The sequence below is a fragment of the Flavobacterium suaedae genome (assembly GCF_014642915.1).
Lineage (GTDB): Bacteria > Bacteroidota > Bacteroidia > Flavobacteriales > Flavobacteriaceae > Flavobacterium > Flavobacterium suaedae.
Genome location: NZ_BMJE01000003.1, coordinates 370,317 through 387,130, shown reverse-complemented (window position 1 = coordinate 387,130; position 16,814 = coordinate 370,317). Strand labels below are relative to the sequence as shown.

The following is a 16,814-nucleotide window of genomic DNA, read 5'->3' as shown; positions in this document are numbered from 1 at the left end:
AAAAATGCTTATGAAAACTATTTTTAAACTATTAGCGGTAGCACTTCTTTTTGCTTCGTGTGATGATGTTGAGCCTACTATATACAATGGTAATATAGGGCAAAACGATACTTTTCTTAGTTTTTCAAGATCAGTATACCTTTTACCTGTAGTTCAGAATCAAACGGGAGAAGTTAAAGTTGTATTTAACTCGAGTACAGTTTCTGATGTAGATAGAGTTTATAATATAGAGGTTGGTTTCCCTGAGGCTTCACCTGCAAACCCTGAAACATTTACTGTTCCTGCTTCAGTAACAATACCTGCAGGAGAGTATCAAGGTTCTTTCACAATACCAGGTGTTGATAATGGTCTTGTTGATGAAGTTGTAAAAAGATTTACTTTAACTGTTACTAACCTTAGTGACAATGAGTATATGGATAATGATACAACAACTATTAACATATATGAGGTGTGTCCTTTACAAGCTGACTTTTTAGGTACTTATACTATACAGGTAGCTTCTGAACCTTTAGGTATTTCTGCTTTTGAAGCAGGAGAAGTTACTCTTGTTGAGGGAGATAGTCAATATGAGAGAGTGTTTAATGCTACTGTATACCCTGGTTATGGCGGTAATCAACAAGTAACTCTTGCATTTGCTTGTAACTTCCTAAACTTAGGTCAATCTATTGATACAAATGTAACGTGTGATGTTGAGGATGATACTAAATCATTAGTTCATGCTCCTGCAGAATTAGCTGACAGATCAGCTTACGATACAAATGATGATTCTTATTTTGAATTAACTTTTATAGAAGACTCTCAATCTGATTGCGGCTCTCCTGCAAATACTGTTCTTACTTTCACTAAAGTGGAGTAGTAGTAAATTTTAAAAAGATATATTTATGAAAAAAATATTTTATAGTTTATTAGCTCTTGCAACTCTATCTTTAGTAGGTTGTAGTGGAGATAACAATCCGAACGAAGGCAAATTTCATGCAGATCCCGAAGCTGGTTATGTGTATTTTAGTAACCCTGGTATGACAGTAAACATACCTGTTGGATGTGCAGAAGAAGCAGGTGAGGTTTCTATACCTTTCTTACTTAATGCTTATGTAAATAAAAATGGACTTAATGTTCAATATTCAATAACTGAAATTGAAGGCAGTTCTGATGTTGCTACTGTTGAGGCTATGGTTCCTGCTGGTTCTCTTGAAGGTAATATTACAGTTGCTTATCCGGCAGGTTTAACTTCTACTGTAGCTTTTGATGTAGTATTTACAGGTACTAGTAATAACAGTGTTGAAATAGGTGCTCCTGAGAGTACTGTTGAACAAAAAGTAACAGTTAGGTTAAATGTTGATACAAGGGATTTATTACTTGGTAACTACGATGTTATTGAAACAGTTGGTGGAGATCAAGAAACTCATACATCAACTATCCTTCCTGGATCAGCAGACGATGAGATTTTGATTACTGGTTTAGGGTATTTTTATGCTGCTGACTTGGATGATGCTCTTGAGAATTCTACTGTTCGTGCCTTTGTAAATGCTGACGGTACATTAAGTTTCCCTGATGCTATTGATAACTATGCATTTGACAACGAAAGTGTAGGTCCACTATATTTCGAAGGAAATTCTGGTGAATATACTGCTTGTCCGGGTGATTTAAGTATAAACTATACTTTCCGCTTTGGTGCTAATTTAGCTAGTGCTGTTAACCCAATAGATGTTGTATTGGTTAGACAATAATTTATGCAGATTATTATATATAGAAAACCCGCTCTTAGCGGGTTTTTTTTATGCTTTGTTGTTTTTAAAAATTATCTTTGTCAATTATTATACAGCTTTATATGCATAAGAAAATTGTTTATATACTATTAATTTGTTTTGTTCCGCTTTTTACATTTGCTCAGGTTCTGAAAAAAAGTAATTCAAACAAGTCTACATTAAATCAGTATTCATCTAAAAGGAGTAGTTCTGTAAGTAATCAATCTTCCACTAAAGTTTCTGACAGTATTGCTACAATTGATATGTATAAAATAATAAGTATTGACAGAGATACTACTTATGTTGATACATCACTAACTATATCGCAGCATTATAAAGCTAACTATTTGCGTAAAGATTTATTTGGTCTTCTGCCTTTTAATAATATAGGTCATACATATAATACTTTGGATTATGGCTTAACTGATTATAATCCTTTCCCCGAGTTTGGCTTTAAAGCTAAACACTTCCCATATATAGAAGTAGAGGATATTAAATATTATAATGTTGCTACACCTTATACAGACTTATTTTATAAATCAGTACTGGAACAAGGGCAAATATTAGATGCATCTATTGCTGTAAATACTTCCAAAAATTTAAGTTTTGCAATAGGTTATAAAGGTATTCGCTCGGTAGGGAAATATATTAATTCAATTACCAGTAATGGGAATTTCAGATTTATTACAAGCTATAATACGACCGATAGAAGATATAAATTAAAACTTCATTTTACAGGTCAGGACTTTTCTAACGGAGAAAATGGAGGGATAGTTAATCTTCAAAATTTCGAAAGTGGCGTGAGTCCTTATGACGAAAGAGGCAGGCTTGAAGTTTTTTTAAATGATGCTAAATCGATATTAAAAGGTAACAGATATTTTATTGATCACTCTTTTAAATTAAAAAAGGAGGCGGTAAATAACTTAGTTATTAAACATAGATTTACTTATGAGAATAAATTTTTTGAATATAACCAACCTACAATAACGGAGTATTTTGGTGATGCTTATACAACGTCATCAGTACGTGATAAAACCCGATATAATAAAATGTATAATAAGGTAGGGGTAGCTTATTCAAATAAAAATATAGGCGATTTAGAGTTTTATTTAGAAGACTACAATTACAATTATTATTATAATAGAGTTGTTCTTGATAGTGTAGGAGATATAAAAATACCAAACTCTTTAAGTGACCGGATAAATACATATGGGGTCAGTTATACTTATGAAATAGGTAAATGGAGAGCAAAAGCACTTCTTTCAAACTCTATTACAAACCAGTCTTTAGCTAATATTGATGTTTCGGCTAAGTATAAACTTAACAATAAAAATCAATTTTCATTCCGATATCAAAAGATGAATAAGTTACCGGATTTGAATTATAGACTATATCAAAGTGATTTTATTGATTATAACTGGTATGAGGAAGATTTAAAGAATGAGAAAATAAATAATTTTGAAATAGAGGCGAACACCCAGTGGCTTGCACTTTCTGCTAAGTATACAGTTCTTAATGACCTTTTATATTTTTCTAACACATCAGGTGAAGTAAATGAATATAGTGTAGAAAGTTTATTAAAAGTAGAGCCAAAGCAATATGATGGTACTATAAACTATTTCTCTGTAAAGGCAAGGAAAGAATTCAAATACTGGAATTTTGCACTCGATAATACAGTACTATATCAAAATGTTGAACAAGGTTCTAATATATTAAATGTGCCTCAGCTTGTTACTCGTAACACGCTTTATTATTCGGACTATTTCTTTAAAAAGGCATTATATCTACAGACAGGTTTCACCTTAAACTATTTTACAGATTATTATGCTAATAATTATAATCCGTTGGTAGGTGAGTTTTATATACAAAATAATAGAAAAATAGGAGGCTACCCTTTAATGGATTTCTTTATTAACGCCAAAATAGATCAGTTTAGAGTATTTATAAAAGCAGAACATTTTAATACTATGTTCACTAATACAGCCGATTACTATTCAGCTCCTAATTATCCATATCGCGACTTTACGTTTAGATTGGGGGTTATATGGGTGTTTTTTACTTAAAAATCACTTTTATTTCTTTAGTTAATAATTAACTTAAAAATCATATTTTATTTTTAAGTTATTGTTAAATATCTTTTTTTTATTAAAACACTTATGTTAATCAGAGCTGTTATTATTTTTGTGTTTTGTTGGTTTTGTAACAAAAATTTTGAGGTATGTTGTAATTTCATCGTTTAGTGGTTACTTTTATGAAAAATAATAACCTCTATTTAATAATTTATGAAAAAAAGTACCTATTGCTGTGGTTACAATAGGATAAGACAGACAAAATTGTCATCTTATTTTATTTTAGCCTTGTTTTTCTTTTTATCATTTCCTGTATTAGCTCAGGCTCCCGCAAATGATGACTGCGAAGGAGCTATTGCACTCACAGTGAATAATGATTTATTATGCGGAGTTGTAACTTCTGCAACTAATGCAGAAGCAACTGAATCAACAGTAAATGCTGATTCATGCTTAGGAACTCCCAATGACGATGTTTGGTTTTCGTTTGTTGCACAAGGACCAAACCACCAAGTTACAATCTCTAATATTGTAGCAGTATCCGGCTCTTCAACAGATATGTATATCCAAGTATTATCCGGTACTTGTGGTGATATGACTAGTCTTTTCTGTTCAGACCCTAATTCAAGAATAATATCAGGTCTTACAGCAGGAGAAACATACTATGTAAGAGTATATAGTTATGGAACAAGTTCAAGACAAACATTTGATATTTGTTTGAATACTATACCCGAAGGTCCTGCAAATGATGATTGTACTAATGCTGTTGTCCTAACACCAAGTCCTGGTGAAGATTGTGTAAGTACAACTGCAGGAACTACCGTAGGAGCTACCCAATCGATGGAAGCAGATCCTTGCAGTGGAAACCCTAATGATGATGTATGGTTTAGTTTTACAGCTACTAGTGTAGTACATACTATAACTTTATCGGATGTTGAAAGTGTAATTGGTTCATCGGTTGATATGTATTTTCAAGTGCTTTCAAGTACTTGTGGAGATATGTCAAGCATAATTTGTTCAGACCCAAATACAAATATAGCTACAGGTTTAGCAGCCGGAGAAACATACTATGTAAGAGTATATAGTTATTCTTCAACTTCAATGCAAGACTTTAATATTTGTGTAACGACACCACCAGCCCCACCTGTAAATGATGAGTGTAACGGTGCAATTGCACTTACGGTAAATCCGGATTTTTCATGTGGTAATGTAACTGCCGCTACTACGGTAAACGCGACACAGTCAGAAGGATCGGGTCCTTGTTATGGAAGTCCTGATGATGATGTTTGGTTTACTTTCGTTGCAGAACAAACAACACACAGAATATCAATAACAGATGTTGAAGCTATTGAAGGTTCTGATACGGACATGTATTTCCAAATATTTAGCGGAAACTGCGAAAGTAAAGAAAGCCTATTATGCTCAGATCCTGAATCTGATGAAATAGAAGACCTAACAGTAGGCGAAACGTACTATGTAAGAGTTTATAGCTACTACAGTTCTTCAAGACAAAATTTTAATATATGTGTAGGAACATTCCCTCCACCACCAGCAAACGATGATTGTGAAGGTGCAATAGCTCTTGCAATAAATAACGACCTTTCTTGTGACAATGTTACTGCCGGCACTACAGTAAGTGCCACAGAATCTATGGAATCAGGAGAATGTAATGGCACACCAAATGACGATGTATGGTTTAGCTTTACAGCTACTAAAACCTCTCATTTAGTTAGTATCACTGATGTAACTATAGTTAATGGTTGGAGTAGTGATATGTATTTTCAAGTATTAAGTGGTACATGTGGTGATATGGAAAGTATAAAATGTTCCGATCCTAATAGTGTAATAGTTAGTAATTTAACAGTAGGCGAAACATACTATATAAGAGTATATAGCTATTCATCAACTTCAAGACAAAACTTTAATATATGTGTTGGTACTCTTCCTGAAGCTCCTGCTAATGACGAATGTGAAAATGCAGTTGTACTTACAGTAAGTGCTAATGAAGATTGTACTGATACTACCGAAGGAACTACTTTAGGAGCAACACAATCAATGGAAGCAGAGCCATGTGAGGGAGAGTCAAATGATGATGTTTGGTATTCGTTTGTTGCAACAAGTGAATTCCATACAGTAACACTTTCTGATGTTGAAGCTGTTTTAGGAACAAGCTCTAATATGTATATGCAAATATTAGGCGGTACATGCAATAATTTAGAGAGTGTATTATGTTCTAATATTGATGTCACTTCATTTGGCAACTTAACAGTAGGCGAAACATATTATGTAAGAGTATACAGCTATTCCGATACATCAAGCCAAAACTTTAATATATGTGTAACAACACCACCTGCACCACCTGCAAATGATGAGTGTACAGGAGCAGTTGCACTTATAGTAAATCCTGATGAAGAATGTACAAATGTAACAGCAGGTTCAACGCAAAATGCTTTACAATCACCTGCACCAGATTCTTGTTCAGGCACACCAAATGACGATGTATGGTATTCTTTCGTAGCAACAGGTTCAGCACATATAGTTACACTTTCTGATGTTGAAGCTATTGAAGGATCAAGTACAGATATGTACTTCGAGGTACTGGGTGGAGAATGTGATAACTTAGAAAGCATACTATGTTCAGACCCAAATAGTAATGATGTAATAGGTTTAACAACAGGAGAAACCTATTATGTAAGAGTTTATAGTTATGGTTCAACATCACGCCAAAACTTTAATATTTGTATAGGTACGCCACCACCGCCACCTGCAAATGATGAGTGTGATGGTGCTACTGCACTTACGGTAAACCCGGACTTTTCTTGTGGCAATGTTACTGCCGGTACTACGGTAAGTGCTACAGAATCTATGGAGGCAGGAGAATGTAATGGGACACCGAATGATGATGTGTGGTTTTATTTTGTGGCTGAAAATACACAACACAGAGTTAGTATTACAGATGTAGATGCAGTGGAAGGTTGGAGTACAGATATGTATTTTCAGGTATTAAGTGGGGCGTGTGGAACTATGGAAAGCATTGTATGTTCAGACTTTAACAGTAATGATGTAACAGGGTTAACAGTCGGAGAAACATACTATGTAAGAGTATACAGTTATTCTGATACGTCAAGACAAAACTTTAATATTTGTATAGGTACGACACCGCCGCCGCCTGCAAATGATGAATGCGAAAATGCTACTGCACTTACAGTAAATACAGATCTTTCTTGTGACAATGTCACTGCCGGGACTACATTAAGTGCTACAGAATCTATGGAGGCAGGAGAGTGTAGCGGTACACCAAATGATGATGTTTGGTATTCTTTCGTAGCTCAAGATACAAGGCACCAAATTACTATTTCAGATGTAGATGCAGTTGATGGTTCGAGTACAGATATGTATTTCCAAGTATTAAGCGGTACATGCGGAACTATGGAAAACCTAGTATGTTCAGATCTAAATTCAGCAGAAGTTGAAGATTTAACAGTCGGAGAAACATACTATGTAAGAGTATACAGTTATTCTGATACGTCAAGACAAAACTTTAATATTTGTATAGGTACACTACCGCCACCACCGGCAAATGATATGTGTGCTGATGCAATAGAGTTAACAGTAGGACTTGATTTTGAAACAGCAGCAGTTGCAACTACTAATGAAGGCGGAAGTCATGATGACAGTGACCCTTTACCAAGCTGTGATGCTACAGGTTTTGCAGCACAAGGAGCAGATATATGGTTTACCGTTACTGTACCTCCTACAGGTGAGATAAGCCTTGAAACAAGAAGTAACGATAATTCTGAAATTACAGATACAGGTCTTTCTGCATATACAGGTACTTGTGGTGATTTATCGCTTATTGAGTGTGATAGTGATGATGGAGATGGAAATTTCTCTTTATTAGAATTATCAGGACTAGAACCGGGTACAATATTATATGTAAGAACTTGGGGTTATAATGGAACTACAGGTCAGTTTGATATCGCTGCTTACGCAGAACCATGTGACGTAGCAGCACCGGCAGGAGATGCAGCTCAGGAGTTAACTCTTGGTGATACATTAGAAGATTTAGATGTTGACGGTGATAACCTGACATGGTATTCAGATGCTGAATTAACTACAGAAATTGATGCTACAACAGTAGCGGTTGACGGAACTACTTATTATGTAACACAAACTGAAGTAGCATGTGTAAGTGAAGCACTAGCTATTACAGTAACAGTAACAGACCCTTGTGAAGGTGTGACTGCACCAACAGCAGAAGCAACTCAGGAATTAACTTTAGGAGACACACTTGAAGCTATAGTTGTGACTGGTATGGATGGAGCTGATTATACATGGTATTCAGATGTTGAATTAACTACAGAAATTGATGCTACAACAGTAGCAGTTGACGGAACTACATACTATGTAGTACAAACATTTGAAGACTGTGTGAGTGATGCACTAGCTATTACAGTAACAGTAACAGACCCTTGTGAAGGTGTGACTGCACCAACAGCAGAAGCAACTCAGGAATTAACTTTAGGAGATACACTTGAAGCTATAGTTGTGACGGGTATGGCAGGAGCTGACTATACATGGTATTCAGATGCTGAATTAACTACAGAAATTGATGTTACAACAGAAGCAGTTGACGGAACTACTTACTATGTAGTACAAACATTTGAAGACTGTGTGAGTGATGCACTAGCTATTACAGTAACGGTAACAGACCCTTGTGAAGGTGTAACTGCACCAACAGCAGAAGCAACTCAGGAATTAACTTTAGGTGACACACTTGAAGCTATAGTTGTGACTGGTATGGCAGGAGCTGATTACACATGGTATTCAGATGCTGAATTGACTACAGAAATAGATGCTACAACAGCAGCAGTTGACGGAACTACATACTATGTAGTACAAACATTTGAAGATTGTGTGAGTGATGCACTAGCTATTACAGTAACAGTAATAGACCCTTGTGAAGGTATTACAGCGCCTACAGGTGATGCAGTTCAAGACTTTACCGAAGGGCAAACATTAGCAGACCTTGAAGTAACAGGTGACAACCTGACTTGGTATTCGGATGCTGAATTAACTACAGAAATTGACGCTACTACAGTATTAACTGATGAAGCTACTTACTATGTAACACAAACTATAGGTGAGTGTACCAGTGAAGCTCTAGCAGTAACTGTTAACCAAGTTGCTAATACAGATGTATTTGGTAAAAATAACTTTACTTATTACCCTAACCCTGTAACTGATGTATTTACACTATCAGCTCAGGAAGAAATTAAGAAAGTAACAATATTTAATATGCTTGGCCAGGAAGTATACACTAACGGCTTCCAGTCAAACACTGTTGAATTAGACCTTTCTCAACTTTCAGCAGGAAGCTATTTTGTAAACGTTAGCACAGCTAATGCAAGCAAAGTAGTTAAAATACTTAAGAACTAATTCTAAGTAAGTATATTTTAAAAGGCTGCCAAAGGCAGCCTTTTTTATTGATTATAAAGCAAATCAGTTGTTTTGCTTAATATAAATTATCAGGATATGGAATGTTAACTGTTTTTTTAACTTATAACCAATATCTTTGTACCGTTTTTATAAAACAATAAAAGTAACAGAATGAAATACGCTAAAAATATACTTGAAACTATTGGTAACACCCCTTTAGTACAACTTAATAAAATAGCTGAGAGTATCGATGCAATGGTTTTGGCAAAAGTAGAAACCTTCAATCCGGGTAACTCTGTAAAGGATAGAATGGCAGTCAAAATGATTGAAGATGCCGAAGCCGATGGGAGACTAAAACCGGGCGGTACAATAATAGAAGGTACATCAGGAAATACAGGTATGGGCTTGGCACTTGGTGCGATAGTAAAAGGATACAAGCTAATATGTGTAATATCAGATAAACAATCCAAAGAAAAAATAGATATACTAAGAGCGGTTGGTGCTGAAGTTGTAGTATGCCCTACAGATGTAGAACCTACAGATCCACGTTCTTATTATTCAGTATCTAAAAGACTGGCGGAAGAAACACCAAATGCATGGTATGTTAACCAGTATGATAACCCATCGAATGCGATAGCACATTACGAACAAACAGGACCTGAAATTTGGGAACAAACAGAAGGTAAAATAACCCACTTTGTTGTAGGTGTTGGTACAGGAGGTACAATTTCAGGAGTGTCTAAATACCTTAAAGAAAAGAACCCTAATGTGAAAGTTTGGGGTATAGATACCTATGGTTCTGTATTTAAAAAATATCATGAAACAGGTATATTCGATGAAAACGAAGTGTACTCCTACATCACCGAAGGTATAGGTGAAGATATTTTACCCAAAAACGTTGATTTCAGTTTAATTGATGGCTTTACAAAAGTAACGGATAAAGATGCTGCGGTATATACCCGTAAACTGGCACTGGAAGAAGGTATATTTGTTGGTAACTCAGCAGGAGCAGCAGTAAAAGGTTTGTTACAGTTAAAAGATGAATTTAAACCTGGCGATGTAGTAGTAGTGCTTTTCCACGATAGCGGTAGCCGTTATGTGGGTAAAATGTTTAATGATGACTGGATGCGTGAGCGTGGTTTCCTTGATGAAGAAATTACCAAAGCAGGAGACCTTATTAAGAATCATGCTGATAGACCATTAGTAATGGCTCGTACTGAAGAATTGGTTTCGCATGCTATAGAGCGTATGCGTAAACATAAAATATCACAAATACCTGTTGCAGATACTACTGGCTTTGTAGGTTCGGTTAATGAAACAGTACTTTTCCATGCTTATATGGAAGATAAAGATATTGCCGATAAGCCTATAAAGGATTTTATGGGAGCACCTTACCCACTAGTAAATGCAAATACTTCTTTAGAAGAAGTATCAAAACTGATTGATAAAGACAATCAGGCAGTATTGGTTGACTTAGGCGACGGCAAACATCATATAATAACAAAGCACGATATTATAGGTGCTATCAAATAAATAAGAAACCGGCTTTATGCCGGTTTTTTTATGCTTTCATTTTAAATGGTGATAAATAGGTAACATTAGCGTTAGTCAATTTTTTTATTTTAGCTCCAATTCCAACTAAAAATGAAAGAAGACTTTCTGTACTACATCTGGCAGTTTAAAAAGTTTACAACTTTAGACTTAACTACTACACAAGGCGAAAAGCTGCAAATACTAAATAGTGGGCAGCGACTGCAACAGTCAGGTCCTGATTTCTTTAATGCACGAATTCTTATCGGGGAGCAAAAATGGGCGGGTAATGTGGAGATTCATGTAAAATCATCTGACTGGTATTTACATGGTCATGAGCAGGACAGAGCCTATGATAATGTAATATTGCATGTAGTTTGGGAATACGACACCGAAGTACTACGCAAAGACCAAGCTGAAATTCCAGTTTTGGAACTCAAAAAATTTGTTGAGGCTAATTTGCTGAAAAGCTATACTGCATTGACTGCTGCCAAAACTTGGATTAATTGCGAGAACGAACTTAAAGACCTTAACAGTTTTGTGTTAGAAAACTGGAAAGAGCGTTTGTTTTTTGAAAGGTTAGAGCGAAAAGCAATACCAATGCTAGAGTTAGCTAAGGAAACTAATAATGACTGGGAAGCGGTATTGTTTCGTTTTCTGGCTAAGAATTTCGGCTTAAAAAACAATGGTGAATCGTTTTTTGAAATAGCAAGGTCATTACCTTTTACTGTAGTACGTAAAGAAGCATTTGAAGCAGAAAACCTTGAAGCCTTATTAATGGGCAGAGCGGGTTTCCTAAATAGGGAGTATGAAGATGTATATGCGAAAGACCTGCAACACAGATATGCATATATGGCTGTAAAGCATACTATAAAGTCTGTTTATATAGCACCTCCTGAGTTTTTCCGCCACAGACCGGATAACTTTCCTACTATTCGGCTTTCACAATTAGCACAATTATACCATACACATCAAAACCTGTTTAATAAACTTGTGCAGAGTAAGTCTGTAGAAGCTATTTACGATTTGCTGCAAACAGCAACCTCTCCGTATTGGGAAACACATTACAAGTTTGATAAGGAGAGTAACAAGAAACGAAAAAAGCTTACAAAATCGTTTATAGATTTACTTATCATAAATACAGTCATTCCCTTACGGTTTGCTTATGCTAAAAGCACGGGCACTGAAGTAGGGGAGGAACTTTTGCAATTAATAAGGAACATACAGCCTGAGAAGAACACCATAATTGATAAATTCAGGCAATTTAAAATGCCTGTTGATTCGGCTTATGATACCCAGTCATTACTGCAATTAAAAAACGAATATTGTAATCATCATAAATGTATGCAATGTGCTATTGGTATAGAAGTACTTAAAAAGTAATATTTTTTAACTGCTATTATATCGGTAATTATTAAATTTGAAACTCAAAATAAAAAAATGTCATTAGTAACTAAAATACGCCACTTTTTTGAAAGGAACGGTTTTCACGTATCAGCCCGCTTAGCGGACAGGTTGGGTATGCGAGCTACTAATGTACGTTTGTTTTTTATTTATATCTCCTTTGTTACGGTAGGACTTTGGTTTGGGGTGTACTTAACACTCGCATTTTGGCTAAAGCTAAAAGATATGGTTTATACCAAACGAACATCGGTATTCGACCTGTAGTTAAAAGCTATGAAACTGCCTTACACTTTCTATCGGTATACTAAAACCCAGCGTAAAGGCATACTTTCCCTATTTATCCTTATTATACTTATCCAAGTTGCTTATTTTGTAGTAACCTCACAGCAGGGAGGTAAAATAGCATCCTCGCCACAAGAAGAAAAAGAGTGGTTGGCGCTTCAGGAAGTAATTGATTCCATTAAAGTAGAAAAGTCAAAAAGTAAGCAATATAAAATTTATCCGTTTAACCCCAACTACATAACCGACTATAAAGGGTATGTGTTGGGTATGACTCCCGAGGAAATAAACCGTCTGCATAAATTCAGAGAAACGAATAAGTATATAAATACTCCTCAGGACTTCCAAAAAGTTACCAAGGTATCTGATAGTTTACTGGCTGCGATATCGCCTTATTTTAAATTCCCTGACTGGGTTAATAAAAAGTATGGGAATAAAAGGAGTAAGAAAGCTAAAATATACCCTTTCAATCCTAATTATATAAGTGACTATAAAGCAGAGCTTATAGGGTTATCTAAAACGGAGTTAAAGCGACTTCGTGAATTCAGAAAAACAAAAAAGTATATAAACACACCGGAAGACTTCCAGCGCGTAACTAAAATATCCGATAGTAGACTGGCAGCGATATCGCCTTACTTTAAGTTCCCCGATTGGGTGGTAGAAAAGTACGGCAAAGGTGCTAAAAACAAAAAAGTTGAGATATACCCTTTTAACCCTAATTATATAAGTGATTATAAAGCGAAGCTAATAGGGCTTTCAAAAGCAGAGTTAAACCGTATTCGAAAATTCAGGGGAACAGGAAAGTATGTAAACAGTCCCGAAGATTTCCAGAAAGTCACTAAGGTGTCCGATAGTTTACTCAATGCCATATCACCATACTTTAAATTTCCTGATTGGGTAGTCGCAAAAAATAAAGTAATGAAATCAGTTAAAGCAGGTAAACGCTTAGATATTAATACTGCCACTCAAGAGGAACTAAAAGTTGTTTATGGTATAGGTCCTGTATTTTCTGAAAGGATTTTAGATAAGAAGAAAAAACTGGGCGCTTATGTAAATATGGAGCAACTGGATGAATTTGAAGAATTCTCTCCAAGAGCAAAAAAGGAGTTGCATGAAATGTTTGAGGTAAAAGAAAACCCAAAAGTGAAGAAGGTAAATATTAATACAGCTTCATTAAATACATTAATAGATTTTCCTTATTTTGATAAACACTTAGCCGAAGCAATTGTTACTAAAAGAGAACAATCAGGAAAGATTAAGAATGTTGAGGAATTAATAGAAATTAATAGATTTTCTGTTGAAAAATTAAAAATAATTGCATTATATTTGGAATTCTAAAAAATACAATCAAAAAATGAATTTCGAATATAACGAAACACAGTCAATGATTGCACAGTCAATCAGAGATTTTGCAGAGCAACACATTCGCCCTTATGTAAAAGAATGGGATGAAGCACAACACTTTCCTGTAGACTTATTTAAAAAACTGGGAGAAATGGGCTTTATGGGAGTTCTTGTTCCGGAAGAATTAGGAGGTTCAGGATTAGGCTACCACGAATATATTACTGTAATAGAAGAAATATCTAAAGTAGATCCATCAATAGGGCTGTCAGTAGCAGCACATAATTCACTTTGTACTAACCATATTCTTACTTTTGGTAATGAGGAACAAAAGAAAAAGTGGATACCTAAACTTGCGACTGCCGAACATATAGGTGCTTGGGGACTTACTGAGCACAATACAGGGTCTGATGCGGGAGGTATGAATACCACTGCTGTTAAAGATGGAGACCACTGGGTTATAAACGGTGCTAAAAATTTTATTACGCATGCTAAATCAGGAGATATAGCAGTAGTTATAGTACGCACAGGAGAAAAAGGAGATTCTCGTGGTATGACAGCATTTGTTTTTGAAAAAGGAATGGAAGGTTTTACCAGCGGTAAAAAAGAAGATAAATTAGGTATGCGCGCCAGCGAAACTGCCGAACTTATTTTTGATAACTGCCGTGTGCCGGATGCTAACCGACTTGGAGAAGTTGGAGAAGGTTTTATTCAGGCAATGAAAATACTTGATGGCGGTAGAATATCAATAGGTGCATTATCACTAGGTATAGCAAAAGGAGCTTATGAAGCAGCTTTACAATACTCTAAAGAAAGACACCAGTTTGGGCAACCAATTGGTAGTTTCCAGGGAATAGGATTTAAGCTTGCTGATATGGCTACCGAAATTGAAGCGTCAGAACTGCTTTTACATAAAGCGGCTTACCTTAAAAATAACAATAAGCCTGTTACAGTAGCGGGAGCTATGGGTAAAATGTATTCATCAGAAGTGTGTGTTAGTGTTTCTAACGAAGCAGTACAAATACACGGCGGTTATGGTTATACTAAAGATTACCCTGTAGAGAAGTTTTACAGAGACTCTAAACTATGTACAATAGGTGAAGGTACTACAGAAATACAAAAATTGGTTATATCAAGAAATTTATTGAAGGAATAAAGCTATTCGAAAAATAAATTATTAGAAAAGAGCGACTTAACAAGTCGCTCTTTTTATTTCAAAGTTGTTAACACTATAACGTTATAGTTTACCGTGTTATGTGGATTCGATAATTTATGTGTTATTATTTTGTATTTTTCTTTGAATCCAAAACTAATAATTATGAATCGAATAATTACCATGGCTATTTCTGCATTGTTATTGTGTAGTTGTAGTGAAGAAGCAAATGAACTTCAGGAAGAAAATCAACAGTCTGCAAATGAACTTCAAAATCAGGAGAATCAGGTTGTTACTAAATCAGTAGGAAGTAAAGTAATGATGCAGGCTTTCTATTGGGATGTTCCCGGTAACGGAGTGTGGTGGAATACGGTTTCATCAAAAATACCGTCATGGTCAAGTGCAGGGATAGATGCTATTTGGCTGCCGCCGGCTACTAAGGCAGCAGGAGGAGGCTACTCTATGGGGTATGACCCCTTTGACTATTTTGATTTTGGCAGCTATAACCAAATGGGGAATACCGAAACCCGTTTTGGATCGCTAAGTGAAATTCAATCATTAATAAGTACTGCACACAGTAACAATATAAGCGTAATAGCAGATATTGTTGTTAACCATTGTAGTGGAGGTGCTTCTGAATACAACCCCTATACGGGAGGATATACTTATACTGATTTCCAGCCCGCATCAGGTATGTTTGCCCGTTCTTACCATGATTTTCATCCTAATGATGTACATAGTTCGGATGCAGGAGCTTTTGGCGGATATCCTGATTTGTGCCATGACAAGGTATATGTACAGAACTGGTTGTATAACAACAGTAACTCTATAGCCAAGTACTATAAAAATGTAATGGGCTTTGATGGTTGGCGATTTGATTATGTAAAAGGTTTTGAGCCGTGGGTGGTTAAAAACTTTAAAAATGCAGTAGGAGGATTTACAGTAGGGGAGTACTGGGATGGTAATGCAGCCACACTAGACTGGTGGACTGAACAGGCGGAAGCTAGTGCTTTTGATTTTGCCTGTTATTACAGAATGCGAGATGCATTTGCTAATAATGACCTTACTTACCTTAACGGCGATATGCTGCTTAAACGTAATTCATACAGAGCAGTTACCTTTGTGGCTAACCATGATACGGATGAAATATACAGTAATAAATTATTAGCATACGCTTTTATACTTACTCATGAAGGGTACCCTTGTCTTTTTTACAGAGATTACGAGGACTGGTTAGATAAAAGTAAATTAAATAACCTGATATGGGTACATAACAATTTAGCATCAGGAGGAACATCCTATCTTTATGCAGATAATGATGAGTATGTAGCAAGGCGAAACGGAAGCCCGGGTTTAGTAGTTTATATTAATAATAGTGATTCTTGGCAAGAACGCTGGGTAGACACTAACTGGTCTAACACTGTAATTAAAGATTATACAGGGCACTCCGGTTGGGAACCTACCACGCAAGGCGATAGCTGGGTAAAAATACAGGCACCTCCACATGGGTACACGGTATGGTCAGTAAAATAATTAAATAATTGCTTGCCATGTAAATAGGATTGATTACATTTGCACCCTTAACGAGAGGAGGTGTTATGTATGTTAATTATACCTATTAAAGACGGAGAAAATATAGATAGAGCGTTAAAACGCTATAAGAGAAAATTTGACAGAACAGGTGTAGTGCGTCAGCTAAGAAGCCGTCAGCAGTTCACTAAACCTTCAGTTGTTAGAAGAGCTCAAATACAAAAAGCAGCTTATATCCAAGGATTAAGAGACGCTGAAGAAAACTAGTCGATAATTTTCGATACTAAATAGTATAAACCGTTAGCAGTAAAATAGTAATTTTGCTGT

General features: G+C 35.7%; 11 protein-coding genes. All 11 read left to right on the top strand.

Annotated elements, in window-relative coordinates:
* Positions 1-10 precede the first annotated feature (10 nt).
* Positions 11-856 carry a hypothetical protein gene (locus tag IEW45_RS07695; RefSeq protein ID WP_188620646.1) on the top strand — a complete coding sequence of 282 codons (846 nt, stop codon included), beginning with the start codon at positions 11-13 and terminating at the stop codon, positions 854-856.
* A gap of 25 nt (positions 857-881) precedes the next feature.
* On the top strand, positions 882-1,727 hold the full coding sequence (locus IEW45_RS07690; protein ID WP_188620645.1) for a hypothetical protein: 846 nt from the start codon (positions 882-884) through the stop codon (positions 1,725-1,727).
* Positions 1,728-1,828: 101 nt separating this feature from the next.
* Positions 1,829-3,808: a putative porin gene (locus tag IEW45_RS07685; RefSeq protein ID WP_188620644.1), complete on the top strand. Its 1,980-nt coding sequence runs from the start codon at positions 1,829-1,831 to the stop codon at positions 3,806-3,808.
* 219 nt (positions 3,809-4,027) lie between these two features.
* A complete protein-coding gene (locus IEW45_RS07680) occupies positions 4,028-9,250 on the top strand; it encodes a T9SS type A sorting domain-containing protein (protein ID WP_188620643.1) in 5,223 nt (1,740 codons plus the stop codon).
* Between the two features lie 171 nt (positions 9,251-9,421).
* Positions 9,422-10,783: a pyridoxal-phosphate dependent enzyme gene (locus tag IEW45_RS07675; RefSeq protein WP_188620642.1), complete on the top strand. Its 1,362-nt coding sequence runs from the start codon at positions 9,422-9,424 to the stop codon at positions 10,781-10,783.
* A gap of 111 nt (positions 10,784-10,894) precedes the next feature.
* Positions 10,895-12,163 (top strand): DUF2851 family protein, encoded by a 1,269-nt coding sequence (locus IEW45_RS07670; RefSeq protein WP_188620641.1) that lies wholly within the window; start codon positions 10,895-10,897, stop codon positions 12,161-12,163.
* A 57-nt stretch (positions 12,164-12,220) separates the two neighbouring features.
* The gene (locus IEW45_RS07665) at positions 12,221-12,448 is read left to right on the top strand and encodes a PspC domain-containing protein (protein ID WP_188620640.1); all 228 of its coding nucleotides are present in this window, start codon (positions 12,221-12,223) and stop codon (positions 12,446-12,448) included.
* A 9-nt stretch (positions 12,449-12,457) separates the two neighbouring features.
* A complete protein-coding gene (locus tag IEW45_RS07660; protein WP_188620639.1) occupies positions 12,458-13,801 on the top strand; it encodes a ComEA family DNA-binding protein in 1,344 nt (447 codons plus the stop codon).
* Between the two features lie 16 nt (positions 13,802-13,817).
* The gene (locus IEW45_RS07655; RefSeq protein WP_188620638.1) at positions 13,818-14,960 is read left to right on the top strand and encodes an acyl-CoA dehydrogenase family protein; all 1,143 of its coding nucleotides are present in this window, start codon (positions 13,818-13,820) and stop codon (positions 14,958-14,960) included.
* A 162-nt stretch (positions 14,961-15,122) separates the two neighbouring features.
* Entirely contained in the window at positions 15,123-16,490 is a 1,368-nt protein-coding gene (locus tag IEW45_RS07650) for an alpha-amylase (RefSeq protein WP_188620637.1), read from the top strand.
* Positions 16,491-16,559: 69 nt separating this feature from the next.
* Entirely contained in the window at positions 16,560-16,754 is a 195-nt protein-coding gene (rpsU, locus tag IEW45_RS07645; RefSeq protein WP_188620772.1) for a 30S ribosomal protein S21, read from the top strand.
* Positions 16,755-16,814 lie beyond the last annotated feature (60 nt).

Coding starts and splice junctions, on each gene's coding strand:
- IEW45_RS07695 (WP_188620646.1), top strand. CDS start 11: ATGAAAACTATTTTTAAACTATTAGCGGTAGCACTTCTTTTTGCTTCG.
- IEW45_RS07690 (WP_188620645.1), top strand. CDS start 882: ATGAAAAAAATATTTTATAGTTTATTAGCTCTTGCAACTCTATCTTTA.
- IEW45_RS07685 (WP_188620644.1), top strand. CDS start 1,829: ATGCATAAGAAAATTGTTTATATACTATTAATTTGTTTTGTTCCGCTT.
- IEW45_RS07680 (WP_188620643.1), top strand. CDS start 4,028: ATGAAAAAAAGTACCTATTGCTGTGGTTACAATAGGATAAGACAGACA.
- IEW45_RS07675 (WP_188620642.1), top strand. CDS start 9,422: ATGAAATACGCTAAAAATATACTTGAAACTATTGGTAACACCCCTTTA.
- IEW45_RS07670 (WP_188620641.1), top strand. CDS start 10,895: ATGAAAGAAGACTTTCTGTACTACATCTGGCAGTTTAAAAAGTTTACA.
- IEW45_RS07665 (WP_188620640.1), top strand. CDS start 12,221: ATGTCATTAGTAACTAAAATACGCCACTTTTTTGAAAGGAACGGTTTT.
- IEW45_RS07660 (WP_188620639.1), top strand. CDS start 12,458: ATGAAACTGCCTTACACTTTCTATCGGTATACTAAAACCCAGCGTAAA.
- IEW45_RS07655 (WP_188620638.1), top strand. CDS start 13,818: ATGAATTTCGAATATAACGAAACACAGTCAATGATTGCACAGTCAATC.
- IEW45_RS07650 (WP_188620637.1), top strand. CDS start 15,123: ATGAATCGAATAATTACCATGGCTATTTCTGCATTGTTATTGTGTAGT.
- rpsU (WP_188620772.1), top strand. CDS start 16,560: ATGTTAATTATACCTATTAAAGACGGAGAAAATATAGATAGAGCGTTA.